Origin of the sequence: Mycolicibacterium neoaurum (assembly GCF_036946495.1) — a bacterium.
Lineage (GTDB): Bacteria > Actinomycetota > Actinomycetes > Mycobacteriales > Mycobacteriaceae > Mycobacterium > Mycobacterium neoaurum_B.
Genome location: NZ_JAQIIX010000002.1, coordinates 2596911 through 2611448 on the forward strand (window position 1 = coordinate 2596911; position 14538 = coordinate 2611448).

A 14538-nucleotide genomic window follows, 5' to 3' on the forward strand; every position below is an offset into this window, starting at 1 on the left:
CTCGGACATGCCGATCTCAGCTCCGATCCGTCTTCTTGCCGCCGCCGCTCTGACCGTGCCGATCGCCGCCGCCTGTGCACCGTACGAGCCGGAGGCCACTTCGCCGGGAACCACACCGCCGGTGTGGACCGGATCGCCGTCGCCGAGCGCGCCCGCCACCGGCGGACACAGCGAGGGTGAGGCGCACGGATCGGGCGCCGGTGCCGAGACGCTGACCGCGGAGCTGAAGACCGCCGACGGCACCGACGTCGCCAAGGCCACCATCGACTTCGCCGGTGGATTCGCCACCGTGACCGTCGAGACCACCACCGCCGGCGAGTTGACTCCGGGCTTCCACGGGCTGCACATCCACCAGGTCGGCTCGTGTGAGGGCGATTTCACCAGCGCCGGTGGGCACTTCCAGGCCGAGGGCCACTCCGGGCATCCCTCCAGCGGTGACCTGAGCTCGCTGCAGGTGCGTAGCGACGGTTCGGCCAAGCTGGTCACCACCACTGACGCGTTCACCGCCGAGGAACTGTTGGCCGGTACCAAGACCGCGATCGTGATCCACGAGAAGGCCGACAACTTCGGCAACATCCCGCCCGAGAAGTACCAGCAGATCAATGGAACTCCCGGCCCCGACCAGCAGACGCTGGCCACCGGTGACGCGGGCGGTCGAGTGGCCTGCGGTGTCTTCTCCGCGGAGTAAGAACCGCATCGACTTCGCCGGGTCACCCCGGCCGACCGTCGGTGTCGAATGGGAGTTCGCGCTCGTCGATCCGGTGACCCGTGACCTGTCCAACGAGGCAGCCGCGGTGATCGCCGAGATCGGCGAGACCCCGCACGTGCACAAGGAGTTGCTGCGCAACACCGTCGAGGTCGTCACCGGCATCTGCGAGACCGTGCCGGAGGCAATGACCGATCTGCACGACACCTTGGTCCCGGTCCGGCGTATCGCTCGCCAGCGCGGGATGGAGTTGTTCTGCGCCGGGACGCACCCGTTCGCCGAGTGGGAGATGCAGCAGCTCACCGAGGGGCCGCGGTACGCCGAGCTGATCAAGCGCACCCAGTGGTGGGGTCGCCAGATGCTGATCTGGGGCGTGCACGTGCACGTCGGGATTTCTTCCGGGCACAAGGTGATGCCGATCATCACCTCACTGCTCAACCACTATCCGCACCTGCTGGCATTGTCGGCCTCCTCGCCCTTCTGGGACGGTGAGGACACCGGGTATGCGAGCAACCGGGCGATGATGTTCCAGCAGTTGCCTACCGCGGGTCTGCCCTTCCACTTCCAGAAGTGGTCGCACTTCGAACGGTTCGTCCACGACCAGAAGAAGACCGGCATCATCGATCACATGAACGAGATCCGTTGGGACATCCGGCCGTCCCCGCATCTCGGCACGATCGAGGTGCGCATCTTCGATGGGGTTTCCAACCTCGCCGAGCTGGGTGCACTCGTGGCGCTGACCCATTGCCTGATCGTGGATCTGGACCGTCGGCTGGATGCCGGTGACCAGCTGCCCACCATGCCGCCCTGGCATGTGCAGGAGAACAAGTGGCGGGCAGCACGTTACGGGCTGGATGCGGTGATCATCCTGGATGCCGACAGCAACGAGCGGCTGGTCACCGAGGACCTCGATGACCTTTTGAACCGGCTGGAGCCGGTCGCCGACTCGCTGGGCTGCGCCGATGATCTACGGCGGGTCGAGCGGATCTACCGCGATGGCGCCTCCTATCAGCGCCAGCGCCGGGTGGCCGAGGAACACGACGGTGACCTGCGCGCCGTGGTCGACTCATTGATCGGTGAGTTGGACCTGTGAACACGCCGCCGTCGACAGCAATGTTCCCGCTGGAGGCGGCGATGCTGCCCGGCGAGGAATTGCCGTTGCGGATCTTCGAACCGCGGTATTCGGCGATGATTTCGGACTGTCTGGCCGGTGCCGGGGAGTTCGGGGTGGTGCTCATCCAGGCCGGCCGTGAAGTCGGCGGGGGCGATGTGCGCAGTGATGTCGGGGCATTGGCGCGCATCGTCGAGCACACCGACCTGGGCGGCGGGAAGTACCGTCTGCGCGCTGTTCTCGGGGAGCGCATCCGGGTGACACACTGGCTCGAGGATGACCCGTTTCCCCGCGCGCACATCGAGGGATGGCCCGACGAGGACGGCCCGCCGGTCACCGGCGGGGACATCTCCGATGTCGAAGACACCGTCATGGCGCTGTTCGAGCGAATCGCCGCCGCCCGCGATGCCGTGCTGCCCCCGCGGGAGGTGCTGCTCGGCGGACCGGAGCCCGGGCAGAGCCCCGGAGATCGGTTGTACGCGTTGGCCGCCCGGATACCGATCGGTCAGGCGGACCGGTACGCCGTGCTGGCCGCCCCGCACGCGTCCGCCCGGCTGGCGGCGCTGCGCGAAGCTGTCGAGACGGTCGCGGCACTGGTGGAGTTCCAGCTTTCGGAGTGACTACTCCGGGTCGGGCAACGGGTTGTGCTTCAACTCGTCGGCAACCAGGCTCTCCTGCACATTCTGTTCCCGGTAGGCGAGCTGACCGACCCGGTTGGCGACCACCGGCGCGGTGAAAAGGGTGAACAGGCCCGCCAGGATGATCATGCCGACATCGGGATGTCCGCGCAGCTGCACCGCCGCACCGGCCAGCACCAGCAGTAGACCGAGCACCTGCGGTTTACTCGCGGCGTGCATGCGGGTCAACGTGTCCGGGAAGCGAACCACCCCGATGGCGGCGGTCAACGCCAGCCCGGAACCGCTCAGGATCAGAACCGCGGTGATGACATTGGCGATGGTCATGAGGCTCTCCGCTCGTCCGGATCGCGGTCGGGCACGCGGAATCGGGCCACACTCACCGAACCGACGAAACTGATCAGCGCCAACGCCGTCAGACTGTAGGTGACGGTGCTGTCCAGGCTGAACGCCGCCCAGGTGCCGATGCTGCACATCGACACCGCCACGAACGCATCCAACGCCACCAGCCGGTCCAGGGTGGTGGGCCCGGCGAGCAACCGGTAGACGGTGATCGCGGCGGCGGCCGAGAGCATGACCGCCGCGGCGATCCATACGATGTGCATCAGCCGTCCTCCTTCGACGCGGAAGGTTGCCAGTCGGTGTCCCGCTCGAACGCCGCCACCATGAGTCGCTGCAGGGTCTCGGCCTGCCGGTAGAAGGCCGCGACCGCCTTCTCCGACCCGACATCCAGGACGTGCAGGTAGACCAGTCGGCGCTTCTGGTCGATCTCCAACACCACCGAACCGGGAATCAGGGTGAGGATGCCCGCCGAAAGGGCGAGCACGAGATCGGATTTGACGGCGAGGTGCACGCGCAACACCGCGGTCGCCGGCGGCGGCCCCGGTCGGATGGCCAGCCATGCCACCTGGAACGAGGACACCACCAATTTGACGATGACATAGAGGATCAGGCGCACCAAGGACAGAGGACGGACCCGCCCCTCGACGGGCACCCGCGGCAGTGGCAGCAGCAGCGTGATCACCAGGGCGACCGCCAAGCCACCCAGAATGTTCGCGGCGGAGAAGGTGCCCCACAGCAGAACCCACACCAGCGTCAGCCAGCACAGCGTCCAGATACGTAAGGTGACCTTTCTCATTGCAACACCGCCGAGATGTACTGCCCGCGATCGAGTATCTGTTCACCGGCTCGCTCGCTGTAGGCGTAGATGGGTCCGGCGAACACGGTGAGCGCCAACCCCACTGCGATCAGTGCGCCGGTGGGCAACAGCATCCCCAGCGGCATCTTGCCGACATCGTCGCGGTCGGCGAAGGCGATGTCGTCGTCATCGTCGATCAAGGCCGCAGGCACCGTGTTGGAGAGGTCACCCTCGGGCGCGTCGGCGCGGGCACGCCAGAACGCCTTGGTCCACACCCTGGTCACCGCGTACAACGTCAGCAGGCTGGTGGCCACACTGCCACCGACAAGTACCCAGGCCAGCGTGGTGCCGGATTGAGCCCCGGCCTCCAGCAGGGCCACTTTGCCGATGAACCCGGAAAACGGCGGGATACCACCCAGATTCAGTGCCGGGACCACGAAGATGAACGCCAGCAGGGGACTGGCCGCGGCCAATCCGCCGAGCCGTTGCAGGGTTGATGCACCCGCTTGGCGTTCGATCAGGCCGACGACGAGAAACAGGGTGGTCTGCACGACGATGTGGTGCGCGACGTAGTAGACGGCGCCCGACATGCCGAGGGCGTTACCGAGGGCAACCCCGAAGATCATGTACCCGATGTGGCTGACCAGGGTGAACGACAACAACCGCTTGATGTCGTTCTGCGCGATCGCACCGAGGATGCCGACCACCATGGTCAGCAGCGCCGCGACGAGCAGAACATCGTCGAGACCGCCGTCGGGGAACAGCAGCGAATGCGCTCGGATGATGGCGTAGACACCGACTTTGGTGAGCAGGCCGGCGAACACCGCCGTGACCGGCGCGGGCGCGGTCGGATAGGAATCGGGTAGCCAGGCCGACAACGGGAAGACCGCCGCTTTGATGCCGAACGCGACCAGCAACACGGCGAACAACGCGGTGCGGGTGCCTGCGGGCACATCGGTCAGCCGGACCGCGACCTCGGCCATGTTCAGGGTGCCGGTTGCTGCGTACACCAACGCGATCCCGGTCAGGAAGATCAGCGAGGACACCATCGACACCATGACGTAGGCGATACCGGCGCGCACGCGTTCGGCGCTGCCGCCGATGGTCAGCAGCACGAAGCTGGCGGCCAGCAGCACCTCGAAACCGACGAACAGGTTGAACAGGTCACCGGCCAGGAAGGCCGTGCACACACCCGCCGACAGGATCAGGTACGTGGGTTGGAAGATCGAAACCGGTTGGCGTTCATCGCCGTCGCTGATGCCCTGCCCGATGGCGTAGAACACGACCGCCAGCAGCACGATCGAGGACACCACGAGCATCAGCACCGAAAGACGGTCGGCCACCAGCGTGATGCCCAATGGGCCCATGCCCGGTTCGCTCTGGCCCCACCCGCCGACCTGAACGGCCACGGTGCCGTCACGGTCGACGAGGTAGAGCAGCAGGGCGCACACCGCCACGACGGCCGAGAGCGCGGTCAGCGAAATCAGTTGCTGGATGCGGGGACTGCGGCCGGCCACCATGGCGATGGCCGCGGCGATGGTGGGAATCAAGACCGGCAGGGGTGTGAGGATCTGCGCGAGGGCCATCAGCGGGATCCCTCCGCACCCGGCAGGGCGTCCAGTTCGTCGGGGGCGTCGGTGTCCCGCGAGGGCACCACATCCGGGACGTCGCGGTCCACGACATCTTCGTCGGCGCGCTCGGCGACCCTGGTGTCCTCGGGATCGTTGCTGACCTCTTCGACGGTGGTGAGCTGATACGAGCGGTAGGCAAGGGCCAACACGAAGGCCGCGACACCCATCGCGATGACGATGGCCGTCAGGATCATGCCCTGGGCCAGCGGATCGGCATCGGTCTGCGCTCCGTTGCTGGTGCGTCCGTACACCGGCGGATTACCCGACGGGCCACCGACATTGAGGAGCAACAGATTGACGGCATTGCCGATCAACAGCAGTCCCAACAACATCCGGGTCAGCGTGCGCTCCAGCAGCAGGTAGACACCGGTGCTGGTGAGCCCGCCGATCAGGATCAGAGGAACAAGGTAGGTGGTCATTTCTGCACCCTTTCCGCATCGACCCGGGCGCCGAGGCTGCGCAGGATATCCAGAACCAGACCCACCACGATCAGATAGACACCGACGTCGAAGAACAGCGCGGTGACGAGCTTGATATCTCCGAGCACCGGTAGCTCCAGATAGAGCACCGCCGAGGAGAGCACCGGGGCACCGAGTGCCAGTGAGGTGAGCGCCGTGCCCGCCGACATCAGCAGCCCGGCACCGAGGATCTTGCCGGCATCCAGTGGCAGGGTCTCGCCGAGTTCGTAACGGCCACCGGCGAGATAGCGCAGAACCAGGGCCAGCCCGGCGGTCAGCCCGCCGGCGAAACCACCACCGGGGGTGTTGTGCCCGGCGAAGAACAGATACACCGAGAGCACCATGATCAGCGGGAAGATGATGCGGGTGGCGACCTCCAGCACCAGGGAACGATGCCGCGGGTCGCGCAGCTCGCTGCCGCGCAGCCAGGTGACATCACCGGCCGCCGGACTGTAGGCGGTCACCAATCCGATATCGGGCTGGCCCGCGACACTGGGTTTGGCCTGCGACACCCGCGGGGCCGCCCCGAAGCGCCGGTTGCGGAACACCATCGATGCCACGCCGGTCGCGGCGACGACCAGCACCGAGATCTCGCCCATGGTGTCCCAGGCGCGGATGTCGACGAGCAACACGTTGACCGTGTTGGCGCCGTGCCCGCGGTAGTAGGCGGCGTCGGGCAGCAGCGCCGCGATCGGCCTCGTGTCACGCGCGGCCATCGCGAACACCGCCAGTGTCGTCACCGCCGCCCCGACCGCCGCCGACAACACCGCCCGAGGGGCGCGGCTGCGGGTGACGTTGGACCGATCGGCCTCGGCGGGCAGCGTGCGCAGCACCAGCACGAAGATCACCAGCAGCAGTGTCTCGACCAGGAACTGCGTCAGCGCCAGATCGGGTGCGCCGTGCAGGGCGAAGATGGCGCCACAGCCGTAACCGGTGACGCCGACGAGCAGCACCGCGGCCAATCGGTTGCGCATCACCGTCGCACCCAGTGCGGCCGCCAGGATGACGGCGCCGATCACCACCTGCAAAGGCGAGTCCCACAACGCCATCTCGGGCCGGTTGCGCGCGCCGAGGGCCAACATGACCAGCGGCAACACCACCAGGGTGCACAGGATGATCGACTGGGTGGCCGGCAACGAACCGCGCTGGGTCTGCCCGGTCACCCGCACCGCGAGCAGGTCGAGCCCGCGCATCACCTCGTCGTAGATGCGGTCGGCGTTGCCCAGCGGGGTGAACCCGGTGCGCGCGCGAGGCAGTCGCCGGCGGCCGAAGAACGCCACCGCACCGGTGACCAGGATGAACACCGACAACAGCAACGGAATCCCGAACCCGTGCCACAGCGCAAGGTAGTAGTCCGAACCGCCGGGGATGGTCTCGGCGTAATCGTCGAGCACCGCGTCGATTCCCGAGGGCCACAATCCGAACACCAGGCCGGCGGCGGCAAGGATCGCCGGCGGCAAAAGGAAGGTCACCGGCGGCCGGTGCATCTCGGCAACCCGGACGCTGGGCTCGGCGGCCCCCTTGTCGGCGAACGCGCCCCACAGGAAGCGCAGCGTGTACATGGTGGTGAAGACCGAACCGAACACGATGCCGGCGAGCACGAAGGGGGCGGCGCCGCCGAGCACTTCACTGTGCAGCACCGTCTCGAGGTCGGCCTCTTTGGCGATGAAACCGAAGAACGGCGGCAACGCGGCCATGCTCGCGCTGGCACCGGCGGCGATGACCAGCAGGGGACGATGTGCGCGGCCGAGCCCGGAGAGCTTGCGGATATCGCGGGTTCCGGTCGCATGGTCGATGATGCCGACCACCATGAACAGCGCCGCTTTGAACATCGCGTGCGCGCAGAGCATGGCAAGACCGGCCAGCATCATGTCGGGACCGCCGGTGCCGACCATGATGGTGATCAGACCGAGCTGGCTGACGGTGCCGAAGGCCAGGATGAGCTTGAGGTCGTACTCGCGGATGGCGCGCCAGCCGGCCAACAGCATGGTCAGCAGGCCGAGCCCGACCACCATGGGTCGCCAGAAGGCCGTGTCGGCGAAACCGGGGGTCAGCCGGGCGACCAGATAGACACCGGCCTTGACCATGGCCGCGGCGTGCAGATAAGCGCTGACCGGTGTCGGCGCCGCCATGGCGCCGGGCAACCAGAAGTGCAGCGGCACGATCGCCGATTTCGACAGTGCGCCGACGAGGATGAGCGCGATGCCGACGCTGGCGGCAAAGCCGGTCGGCGGTGCGGCGATCAACTCGGAAAGCAGATACGTCCCCGCCATCTCGCCGAGAACGACGATGCCGACCAGCATGGCCAGACCACCGAACGTCGTGACCAGCAGCGCCTGGGTGGCGGCGCGACGGCTGGTGGCCCGTTCGGCGTAATGCCCGACCAACAGGAACGACAGCACCGTCGTGGTTTCCCAGAAGATGTAGAGCAGCAGCATGTTGTCGCTGACCACCAGGCCGAACATCGCGCCGGAGAAGGCGACGAGTTCGGCGGCGAAACTGGGCAGCCGCTTCTCGATGCGGCCCCCGTGATGGTGGAAGTACTCCGCACAGTAGAAGAGCACGAGTGCACCGATGGCCAGCACCAGCACGCTCATGATCGCGGCAAGCGAGTCGAAGCGCAGCGTGATGTCCATCGACAGCATCGGAAGCCACGGGATGTGCACGGTCGGCACATGCTCGTCGGTGGGCCAGTTCAGGCCGACCCAGATGAGCGATAACAGCGGGACCGAGGCCAGCGGATAGAACGCGAGGCGTCCCCAGCGGGCGACCAGAAGCGGCGCCACCGCGGTGGCGATGACGTGAGCGAGCAAGACGACGAGCATGGCACTCCGATCGGGTTGGGTCGGGGTGTCAGTGACCGATGAGCACCCGAAGAGGGTGCAGCGGCGAGTATGACCGTTGGTACGAACTCATTCTACGTGCACGGTTTTGAGTTCATCGAACCCAGCCTGAACGGTCAGCGGCCGTCGGCGAAAGCCCGCAGGGAATCGACCTGTTCGGGGTCGAGCGACGGTCGCACGTTCTCACGGGCGGTGGCCACATCGGCGGCGGTGACGTCGGCGGCGTCGATCGATCGCCGCATGGCGGTCAGTGCGGCCTCGCGCAACAGCGCGACGCAGTCGGCCGCGCTGTAGCCCTCGAGATCGTCGGCCAGGGTGTCCAGGTCGACCTCCGGGGACAGCGGTATCGACTTGCCCGCGGTCCGCAGGATGTCGCGGCGCGCGTCGGCGTCCGGCGGCTCGACGAATACCAAGCGCTCGAGCCGGCCCGGCCGCATCAGCGCCGGGTCGATCAGGTCCGGTCGGTTGGTGGCACCGAGCACGACGACATCACGTAACGGCTCGATACCGTCGAGCTCGGTCAGCAGCGCGGCGACCACCCGGTCGGTCACCCCGGAGTCATGACTCTGCCCGCGCCGCGGCGCCAGGGCATCGACCTCGTCGAGGAAGACCAGCGACGGCGCCGAATCGCGGGCCCGGCGGAACAGCTCGCGCACGGCCTTCTCCGACGATCCGACCCACTTGTCCATCAGCTCGGCACCCTTGACGGCGTGCACGGACAACCGTCCCGAACTGGCCAGCGCGCGCACCACGAAGGTCTTGCCGCAACCGGGCGGGCCGTAGAGCAGGACACCGCGCGGGGGTTGCACGCCGAGGCGGGCAAAGGTGTCCGGATGCTGCAGTGGCCACAACACCGCCTCGGTGAGGGCCTGCTTGGTGGCCACCATGTCGCCGACGTCCTCGAGGGTGACCGAACCGACCGCCACCTCCTCGGTGGCCGACCGTGACAGCGGGCGGATCACCGAGAGCGCCCCGGAGATATCGTCTTGGACCAATGCGGGCGGCGCGGCGTCGGCGCTGGCCCGGGCGGCGGCACGCAGCGCCGCCTCCCGCACCAGCGCGGCAAGATCGGCCACCACGAACCCCGGGGTGCGCTCGGCGATGGCGTCCAGATCCAGTTCTGCGGCAGGCACCCCGCGCAACAGCACCTCCAGCAGCGCCTTGCGGGTCGCGGCGTCGGGCAGGCTCAGCCCGAGCTCGCGGTCGCAAAGATCCGGGGCGCGCAATCGTGCGTCGACATCGTCCGGGACCGCGGAGGTGGCGATGAAGGCAACACCCTTGGTGGCCACGGCTTTCCGCAATTCGGTGAGGATCAGCGTCGCGACCGGCTCGGCGGCGGCCGGCAACAGCGCGTCGATATCGGTGATCAGCAGCACCCCGCCGGACTGCACGGCGGACACGGCGGAGGTGACGCTGCTCAGGCGGTCGTCGGGGGCCAGAGCGCCGACCTCCGGGCCGTCGAGCTCGACGAGTGTGCGCTCGGCACACACCGCGCGCACCAGGGTGGCCTTGCCGACACCGGCCGGACCGGACACCAGAACGCCCAGATTGGTTGTCGCGCCCAGGCTTTCGAGGAGTTCGGGCTGGTCGAGGGCGAGCTTGAGCCACTCGGCCAGCTTGCCTGCCTGGGTGTGGGCGCCCTTGAGATCATCGCGCGGGACGGCAGGCTCGGCGGGCGCCTGACTGGGCGTCGGTGCGACCGACAGCGTGCCATCTCCCCAGCTGACGTTCGAATTGGGCTGCACGCTCACGGTTCCGGCGGGATCGACACCGGTGACGGTCAACAGTTCGGAGGTCCAGGTGATGCCGACCGAGGTGGTCAGGGCGGTCGTCGCCGCCGAGGTCGAGGTGCCCGGACCCAGATCGCGGGGCAGCAGCGACACCGTGTCACCGACGGTCAGCACCTTGCCGAGCAACGCCATCCGCAGCGTCGAGGAGGTGACCGATTGGGTGGCCAGGCGAGAACCGGTCAACGTCACCGCGCGGGCGCCGTGCACCGTCACCGGCGCCACCACGACGCCGGTGTCCTCACGCAGCCCCGCATTGGACAGCGTCACATCGTCGAGCAAGGCCACCCCGGCGGGGGTGCCCGCCGGTGCGATCCCGACGACGGCGGCGGTGCTGCGCGACCCCAGCAGCGATACCGCGTCCCATTCGCGGATCCCGAGCGCGGCGATGGCCTCGGGGTGCAGTCGCACCACACCGCGGCGGCTGTCGGAGGCCGAAGTGTTCAGCCGGGCGGTGAGCGTCAAGCTCATGGGCGGCCCGGCGGCTTGCGCAGGCCCAGCCGCGACATCGACCGCCGGTGGGGTTGTGCCCGACGGATCTCGCGGCGCTGGGCCCGACGCTCCTTCGGCATCGCGTCCCAGGCCTCGGGCCGGGCGGCCACCCAGCGTTGGCTGCGCACGGTGAACGGGATGATCAGCAGGTAGCCGACGATGATCAGCAGCACCAGCACGTAGGGGAACAGCAGCAGCGCCGCGGCGGCCGCGGCGATCGCGATGAGCAGGATGGGTGCGGCGTTGGGCGGCATCGACACCGACTTGAGGGCCAGCGTCGGCACCCGGCTGACCAGCAGGGTGGCGTTCGCGGCGAACCACAGGCAGACGAACCACTGCGAGGTCCACCAGCCCTCGCCGAACTGCAGCATGGCCGCCAGCGGACCGATCACGCCGACGGCACCACACGGCGCGGGCATCCCGGTGAAGTATTGCCGGGTGTAGGCGGGTTTGGAGGTGTCGTCGAGCAGTGCGTTGAACCGTGCCAGACGCAGCACGATGCACACGGCATAGAGCAGCGCGAAGATCCAACCCACCGGCGAGGTGGGCAACAGCGTCACATAGACCACCAGCGCGGGCGCGACGCCGAAGTTCACCGCATCGGCCAGCGAATCGATCTCCGCACCCATCCGGGACTGGGCATCCAGCGCGCGGGCGATACCGCCGTCGATACCGTCGAGCACGGCGGCCGCACCGATCAGCGCCAGCGCGATGTGCGGTTGGCCGTCGAGCGCGAATTTGATGGATGTCAGGCCACAGCAGATCGCCAGCACGGTCGTCGCGCTGGGCAGGATCTTCATCGCCGCCGGCCGCTGCTTGGTGGGCATCAGGGCAGCTCGGCCAGGATCGTCTCGCCGCCGATGGCGCGTTGTCCCGCCTCGACCAGGATCCGCGAGCCCTGCGGGAAGTAGGTGTCCAGCCGGGAGCCGAACCGAATCAGTCCGTACGTTTCACCCAACTCCAGTGTGTCCCCGGTTTTGGCGGTGCACACGATCCGTCGTGCTACCAGGCCGGCGATCTGCACGGCGACGATGTCGACATCTTCGGGGGTGCGGATCCACAGGCTGTTGCGTTCGTTGTCCGCACTCGCTTCGTCCTTGTCGGCCGACAGGAACTTGCCCGGCCGATGGACAACGCCCATCACCCGCCCGGCGATCGGCGCCCGCTGCACGTGGGCGTCGAAGATGGACAGGAAGATGCTGATCCGGGCCATCGGGGTGTCCCCGAGCCCGAGTTCGGCAGGCGGGACGGCGGTGTCCAGCAGGGTCACCAGACCGTCGGCGGGGGCGACGACGGCACCCGGTCGGCTCGGCGGCACCCGCGGCGGATGCCGGAAGAACAGCGCACAGAAGCCGGCCAGGCCGAGGCCGGTGTTGCGTAGCCAGCGGCGGTTCTTCCCGGCGGCCGCCACGCCGAGACCGCCGGCGATGAATGGGAGGCCGGCCGGATGCAACGGCGGGACGGTGGAACGGACCAATTCGACGAAGCGTTGGGCTTCTGAGCTGTGGTCATCGGGTGAACGCGCAGGTCTGGCCATGTTGGCTCCCGATTCTACGTTGATTTTCGGCTGGGTCAGCAGCCGGACAGGTCCCACACGTCCACCTGCGCGCCCGCGGCCAGCTGATCGACATCGGCCGGGATATCGAGCAGACAGTTCGCCGAGGCCAACCACCGCAGGTGATGTGAGGCCGGCGGTCCGTAGCTGGTGACGGTGGTTCCGGCCAGCACACCGCGACGGAACTGCCGTTTACCGCGCGGTGAGGTCAGGCCCTCGGTGAGGGTGGCGCTGATCCGCGGCCGGTCGGGGAGCAATCCCATGGCCGCGCGCAACGGCGGACGTACGAACACCTCGAAGGACACCAGGGCACTGACCGGGTTACCGGGCAGCGTGACGATCGGGACGTCTCCGACCCGCCCGCACCCCTGGGGCATCCCGGGTTGCATCGCCACCTTGGTGAACTCGACCTGCCCGCCGAGGGCGTCCTTGACGACCTCGTACGCGCCCGCGCTGACACCGCCGGTGGTGATGATCAGATCGGCATCGGCGGCGTGCTCGTCGAGAGCGGCGCGGAACGCGGCCGGATCGTCACGCACCATCGGGGCGGTGACCGCGTCGGCACCGGCCTCGCGGACCGCGGCGGAGAGCATGACGGCGTTCGATTCGTAGATCTGACCGGGTTGCAGCGCGACGCCGGGGGCGACCAGTTCCGAACCGGTCGACATCACGACCACGCGCAGCCTCGGCAGGGTGCTCACCCGGTCCAATCCCAAAGCGGCCACCAACCCCAGCGCCGCCGGGGTCAGCAGCTGACCGGTGCGCAACACCGCGGTTCCGGCCGCGACATCCTCCCCGGCGCGACGGATGTGCTGGCCCGCGGCGGTGGCCCGCCGGATCGCCACCTGTGTCGCCGTGGTGGCGAAATCGGCATCGGTGCCCTCCACCGGCACCACGGTGGTCGCACCGGCCGGCAGCGGGGCGCCGGTCATGATCCGCGCGGCGGTGCCGGGTTGCAGTGCACGGGTATCGGTACGGCCGGCCGGGATATCGTCGACGACGGGCAGGGTCACCGGCGTCGTGTCCCCGGCGGTGGCGATATCGGTGTCGAGCACCGCGAAACCGTCCATCGCCGAGTTGTCGAAACCGGGCAGCGAGATCCCGGCCACCACGTCCTCGGCCAACACCAGACCCAGCGCCGCGACGGTGGGGACCACGGTGGCCGCCCGGGATCGGATCAGCTCACCGACGATGTGCTGATGCTCCTGGACCGACCGCATCAGAGATCGATGTGTACGTCGGTCAGTTCCCCGGATACCTGCCACAGTCGGCGGGCGACCGCCGCATCGTGGGACTGCTCGCTGGAGGTCACCAGCTGCGGGTGCCCCACCAGCCCGAATGCGGCCACCGGGAAAGCGGGACCGTAATACTGGCCACCGCGCACCGCGGGATCGGTGGCCGCGCGTAGCGTCGCCAGCGCACCGACCAGCGGTGAGTTGGTGACCAGACCGGTGAGCGCGCCCACGCCAGGCAACGAGCTGCCCGGCGTGTGCCGCATCAGTTCGGTGTTGGAGATGCCAGGGTGCGCGGCGACCGAGAGGGTCGGCTTGCCGGCCAGCCGCCGGTTGAGTTCATAGCTGAACATCAGGTTGGCCAGTTTGGACTGACCGTAGGCCGCTACGCGGTTGTAGGGACGACGCTCCCACTGCAGATCGTCGAAGTCGATCTCGGCCTGGATCCGGTGGGCGATGCTGGCGACCGCGACGATGCGTGAGTTGTCCGCGGCCAGAACGTTTTCCAGCAGCAGTCCGGTGAGGGCGAAGTGCCCGAGGTGGTTGGTGCCGAACTGCAACTCGAAACCGTCTGCGGTGGTCTGCTTGGGCGGGTACATCACGCCGGCGTTGTTGATAAGCAGGTCGATGCGCGGATGGTCGGCCTTGATGCGTTCGGCGGCAGTGCGTACCGACTGCAGCGAGCCCAGATCCAATTGGAGCACCTGCAGATCGGCCTTCGGGGTGGCCGCACGGATCTTCGCGGCGGCCTGGTCGCCCTTGGCGGTATCGCGCACGGCGATGACGACGCGCGCGCCACGGGCGGCCAGCACCCTGGCGGTTTCGTAGCCGAGTCCGGTGTTGGCGCCCGTGACGATCGCGGTGCGGCCGGACTGGTCGGGAACGTTCGATTCGGTCCATTTCTGGCTCATGTCTTAGAACATACGGTCCCGAGCGTCCGGCCTCGAGTG

14 protein-coding genes are annotated in these 14538 nt (G+C 68.1%); 3 read left to right on the forward strand and 11 right to left on the reverse strand.

The features are described from left to right. The first annotated feature begins 7 nt into the window (after positions 1-7). From sodC to PGN27_RS17805, 3 genes are read left to right on the forward strand one after another with little or no spacing between them, the layout of a single operon-like run. On the forward strand, positions 8-688 hold the full coding sequence (gene sodC, locus PGN27_RS17795) for a superoxide dismutase[Cu-Zn] (RefSeq protein ID WP_335327311.1): 681 nt from the start codon (positions 8-10) through the stop codon (positions 686-688). Then, positions 669-1799 (forward strand): glutamate--cysteine ligase, encoded by a 1131-nt coding sequence (locus tag PGN27_RS17800; RefSeq protein WP_335327312.1) that lies wholly within the window; start codon positions 669-671, stop codon positions 1797-1799. The genes sodC and PGN27_RS17800 overlap by 20 nt, the downstream gene beginning before the upstream one ends. Positions 1800-1819: 20 nt before the next feature. Further along, positions 1820-2437 (forward strand): LON peptidase substrate-binding domain-containing protein, encoded by a 618-nt coding sequence (locus PGN27_RS17805; RefSeq protein WP_335328765.1) that lies wholly within the window; start codon positions 1820-1822, stop codon positions 2435-2437. Here the strand turns inward: PGN27_RS17805 and mnhG are convergent, their stop codons facing one another. The 11 genes from mnhG to PGN27_RS17860 all read right to left on the reverse strand — a co-directional run bounded on the left by mnhG (position 2438) and on the right by PGN27_RS17860 (position 14499). Further along, on the reverse strand, positions 2438-2779 hold the full coding sequence (gene mnhG / locus PGN27_RS17810; protein WP_335327313.1) for a monovalent cation/H(+) antiporter subunit G: 342 nt from the start codon (positions 2777-2779) through the stop codon (positions 2438-2440). Then, positions 2776-3057 carry a monovalent cation/H+ antiporter complex subunit F gene (locus tag PGN27_RS17815; protein ID WP_335327314.1) on the reverse strand — a complete coding sequence of 94 codons (282 nt, stop codon included), beginning with the start codon at positions 3055-3057 and terminating at the stop codon, positions 2776-2778. Before PGN27_RS17815 ends, mnhG begins: the two co-directional genes overlap by 4 nt. Continuing rightward, positions 3057-3590 (reverse strand): Na+/H+ antiporter subunit E, encoded by a 534-nt coding sequence (locus tag PGN27_RS17820; protein WP_335327315.1) that lies wholly within the window; start codon positions 3588-3590, stop codon positions 3057-3059. The genes PGN27_RS17815 and PGN27_RS17820 overlap by 1 nt, the downstream gene beginning before the upstream one ends. Beyond that, on the reverse strand, positions 3587-5176 hold the full coding sequence (locus tag PGN27_RS17825) for a Na+/H+ antiporter subunit D (protein ID WP_335327316.1): 1590 nt from the start codon (positions 5174-5176) through the stop codon (positions 3587-3589). Before PGN27_RS17825 ends, PGN27_RS17820 begins: the two co-directional genes overlap by 4 nt. Next, positions 5176-5640 (reverse strand): Na(+)/H(+) antiporter subunit C, encoded by a 465-nt coding sequence (locus PGN27_RS17830; RefSeq protein WP_335327317.1) that lies wholly within the window; start codon positions 5638-5640, stop codon positions 5176-5178. The genes PGN27_RS17825 and PGN27_RS17830 overlap by 1 nt, the downstream gene beginning before the upstream one ends. Next, on the reverse strand, positions 5637-8504 hold the full coding sequence (locus tag PGN27_RS17835) for a Na+/H+ antiporter subunit A (protein WP_335327318.1): 2868 nt from the start codon (positions 8502-8504) through the stop codon (positions 5637-5639). The genes PGN27_RS17830 and PGN27_RS17835 overlap by 4 nt, the downstream gene beginning before the upstream one ends. Positions 8505-8638: 134 nt before the next feature. Continuing rightward, a complete protein-coding gene (locus tag PGN27_RS17840) occupies positions 8639-10780 on the reverse strand; it encodes an AAA family ATPase (RefSeq protein WP_335327319.1) in 2142 nt (713 codons plus the stop codon). Further along, the gene (locus PGN27_RS17845) at positions 10777-11628 is read right to left on the reverse strand and encodes a CDP-alcohol phosphatidyltransferase family protein (protein ID WP_335327320.1); all 852 of its coding nucleotides are present in this window, start codon (positions 11626-11628) and stop codon (positions 10777-10779) included. The genes PGN27_RS17840 and PGN27_RS17845 overlap by 4 nt, the downstream gene beginning before the upstream one ends. Next, positions 11628-12338 carry a phosphatidylserine decarboxylase gene (locus PGN27_RS17850; RefSeq protein ID WP_023985245.1) on the reverse strand — a complete coding sequence of 237 codons (711 nt, stop codon included), beginning with the start codon at positions 12336-12338 and terminating at the stop codon, positions 11628-11630. Before PGN27_RS17850 ends, PGN27_RS17845 begins: the two co-directional genes overlap by 1 nt. A 35-nt stretch (positions 12339-12373) precedes the next feature. Continuing rightward, positions 12374-13576, reverse strand: coding sequence for a molybdopterin molybdotransferase MoeA (gene moeA, locus PGN27_RS17855; RefSeq protein ID WP_335327321.1), 1203 nt, complete (start codon positions 13574-13576; stop codon positions 12374-12376). Then, complete coding sequence (locus PGN27_RS17860) at positions 13576-14499, reverse strand: SDR family NAD(P)-dependent oxidoreductase (protein ID WP_335327322.1); 924 nt, start codon at positions 14497-14499, stop codon at positions 13576-13578. The genes moeA and PGN27_RS17860 overlap by 1 nt, the downstream gene beginning before the upstream one ends. Between the last annotated feature and the right edge of the window lie 39 nt (positions 14500-14538).

Excerpts from the sequence above, each read along its gene's own strand:
- sodC (WP_335327311.1), top strand. The coding sequence starts at position 8 with ATGCCGATCTCAGCTCCGATCCGTCTTCTTGCCGCCGCCGCTCTGACC.
- PGN27_RS17805 (WP_335328765.1), top strand. The coding sequence starts at position 1,820 with ATGTTCCCGCTGGAGGCGGCGATGCTGCCCGGCGAGGAATTGCCGTTG.
- mnhG (WP_335327313.1), bottom strand. The coding sequence starts at position 2,779 with ATGACCATCGCCAATGTCATCACCGCGGTTCTGATCCTGAGCGGTTCC.
- PGN27_RS17815 (WP_335327314.1), bottom strand. The coding sequence starts at position 3,057 with ATGCACATCGTATGGATCGCCGCGGCGGTCATGCTCTCGGCCGCCGCC.
- PGN27_RS17820 (WP_335327315.1), bottom strand. The coding sequence starts at position 3,590 with ATGAGAAAGGTCACCTTACGTATCTGGACGCTGTGCTGGCTGACGCTG.
- PGN27_RS17825 (WP_335327316.1), bottom strand. The coding sequence starts at position 5,176 with ATGGCCCTCGCGCAGATCCTCACACCCCTGCCGGTCTTGATTCCCACC.
- PGN27_RS17830 (WP_335327317.1), bottom strand. The coding sequence starts at position 5,640 with ATGACCACCTACCTTGTTCCTCTGATCCTGATCGGCGGGCTCACCAGC.
- PGN27_RS17835 (WP_335327318.1), bottom strand. The coding sequence starts at position 8,504 with ATGCTCGTCGTCTTGCTCGCTCACGTCATCGCCACCGCGGTGGCGCCG.
- PGN27_RS17840 (WP_335327319.1), bottom strand. The coding sequence starts at position 10,780 with ATGAGCTTGACGCTCACCGCCCGGCTGAACACTTCGGCCTCCGACAGC.
- PGN27_RS17845 (WP_335327320.1), bottom strand. The coding sequence starts at position 11,628 with ATGCCCACCAAGCAGCGGCCGGCGGCGATGAAGATCCTGCCCAGCGCG.
- PGN27_RS17850 (WP_023985245.1), bottom strand. The coding sequence starts at position 12,338 with ATGGCCAGACCTGCGCGTTCACCCGATGACCACAGCTCAGAAGCCCAA.
- moeA (WP_335327321.1), bottom strand. The coding sequence starts at position 13,576 with ATGCGGTCGGTCCAGGAGCATCAGCACATCGTCGGTGAGCTGATCCGA.
- PGN27_RS17860 (WP_335327322.1), bottom strand. The coding sequence starts at position 14,499 with ATGAGCCAGAAATGGACCGAATCGAACGTTCCCGACCAGTCCGGCCGC.